Raw genomic sequence first — 1,663 nt, 5'->3', positions numbered from 1 at the left:
GTCGAGGGCGACGACGCGGGTCTCCCCCTCCCCGTAGACCTTGTTCAGGCCGGTGGCTCGGGCGGCCGCCCGGCCGGTGCGGACGGCGGTTGCGGTCGACGTGGTCACGGGGGGCTCCTTGTGCTCGCGGACTTGTCCCTCCATGTTCCGCGACGTGATCATGGTCTTGCGTCGCTCCGCCGGACGGTTGGCCCTACCACCGCTGGGCGTACGGGAGGGGTGAGCCCCTCCTCCTGCGGTATGACGTGAACCCTGAGGGTGGACGGATGGCCGGAACGGATATCCTTCGTGGCCGAATTCCGGACAGATCGTCAGATGGCAAGGAAACATGACAACTTCCGGGGCTGGGAACATGCGAAAGGGTGAGCCGGGAGACTAGGCTCAGGGGGGTCTCGCAGACGCCCGGATGGTGGAACGCAGACACGGGCAGCTTAAAACTGCTTGGCCGCGAGGCCGTGCCGGTTCGAGTCCGGCTCCGGGCACCGATCACCCGGCGGGGGCGCGACGGCGTCCCCGCCGGTCGTTGTTCAACGGATCCTCCTCGCGGCGTATCCCGAAATTTTTGCCAAGCCATTACCCTTGTGCTCGGGCGGTGCAGTGCCGCCACGGAGGGAATGAGCAATGAGAAGCAGCAACCCGGTCTTCTCGCGGGAGGGGTCCTTCTCCCGCGACGCCGGCTACGCGGGGTTCGGTACCACCGCGCAGGCCGGGAGCCCGTACGGTCAGAACCCCTACGGCCAGAACCCCTACGCGGGGACGCAGTACGCCCAGCCGGGCCAGCAGCCCCCGATGACGGACGAGCAGCTCTACGAGCTGTACAATGGGCCGTCGGCCGGGCCGGCCGCCACCGGGCGGATGACGCTGGACGACGTGGTCGCCCGCACCGCCATGACGCTGCTGACGCTGGTCGTCGCCGGTGCGGTGGCCTGGTTCGCGCTGCCGTTCGAGAACTTCGGCTACGCGATCGCCGCCAGCCTGGTGGCCATGGTCGTCGGCGTGGTGGTCTCGTTCAAGCGCAGCGTCAGCCCGCCGCTGATCCTGACCTACGCGGCCCTCCAGGGCTTCGCGATGGGCGCCGTCTCGCACGCCTTCAACACCATGCTGAACGGCATCGTGATCCAGGCGGTGCTGGGCACGGCGGCGGTCTTCGCGGCGATGCTGTTCGCCTACAAGAGCGGCCGGATCCGGGTCACCGCGCGGTACCAGCGGATCGGCATCGCGGTCGCGATGGGCTTCGTGCTGCTGCTGGTGGTCAACATGATCGCCTCGGCCTTCGGCGCCGACATGGGCCTGCGCTCCGGCCCGCTGGGCATCGTGGTCGGCCTGATCGGCATCGGCCTGGGCGCCTTCTTCCTGTCGCTGGACTTCGCGGCGATCGAGGAGGCCATCGCCCAGGGCGCCCCGCAGCGGGAGTCGTGGCGGGCCGCCTTCGGGCTGACCCTGTCGCTGGTCTGGATCTACATGGAGATGCTGCGCCTGATCGCGATCCTGCGCGGCGACGACTGACGGCCCCTCCCGCCGTGAACCACTGCCGTCGGGCCCCGGAGCACCCACTGGCGGACCGGTTCCGCTCGCTGCCGCAGAGCAAGCTGCTGGGCGCCGTGCCCGGGCACCCCTCGCGGGCGGCGGCCGCGCTGGAGCTGGCCCGCCGGCTGGCCGGGTC

Annotated in this window: 1 protein-coding gene, 1 tRNA gene and 1 pseudogene; 2 read left to right on the top strand and 1 reads right to left on the bottom strand. The window is 70.1% G+C overall.

The window, feature by feature from the left end:
- A pseudogene (locus ABZW03_RS40645) lies at positions 1-144 on the bottom strand (ABC transporter ATP-binding protein); the annotation flags it as partial.
- A 256-nt stretch (positions 145-400) separates the two neighbouring features.
- Between ABZW03_RS40645 and ABZW03_RS40640 the strand changes: the two are divergent.
- Together ABZW03_RS40640 and ABZW03_RS40635 are read left to right on the top strand one after the other, a co-directional pair.
- A tRNA-Leu gene (locus ABZW03_RS40640) sits at positions 401-482 on the top strand.
- Between the two features lie 139 nt (positions 483-621).
- Positions 622-1,506 (top strand): Bax inhibitor-1/YccA family protein, encoded by an 885-nt coding sequence (locus ABZW03_RS40635; RefSeq protein ID WP_355269877.1) that lies wholly within the window; start codon positions 622-624, stop codon positions 1,504-1,506.
- Positions 1,507-1,663 lie beyond the last annotated feature (157 nt).

Source organism: Kitasatospora sp. NPDC004799 (assembly GCF_040609095.1).
Taxonomy (GTDB): domain Bacteria; phylum Actinomycetota; class Actinomycetes; order Streptomycetales; family Streptomycetaceae; genus Kitasatospora.
Note: the sequence above shows the minus strand (reverse complement) of the source record. Positions and strands in the feature narration are given on the sequence as shown.

What these genes read in the sequence shown, in the direction of transcription:
- ABZW03_RS40635 (WP_355269877.1), top strand. Translation starts at nt 622, where the DNA reads ATGAGAAGCAGCAACCCGGTCTTCTCGCGGGAGGGGTCCTTCTCCCGC.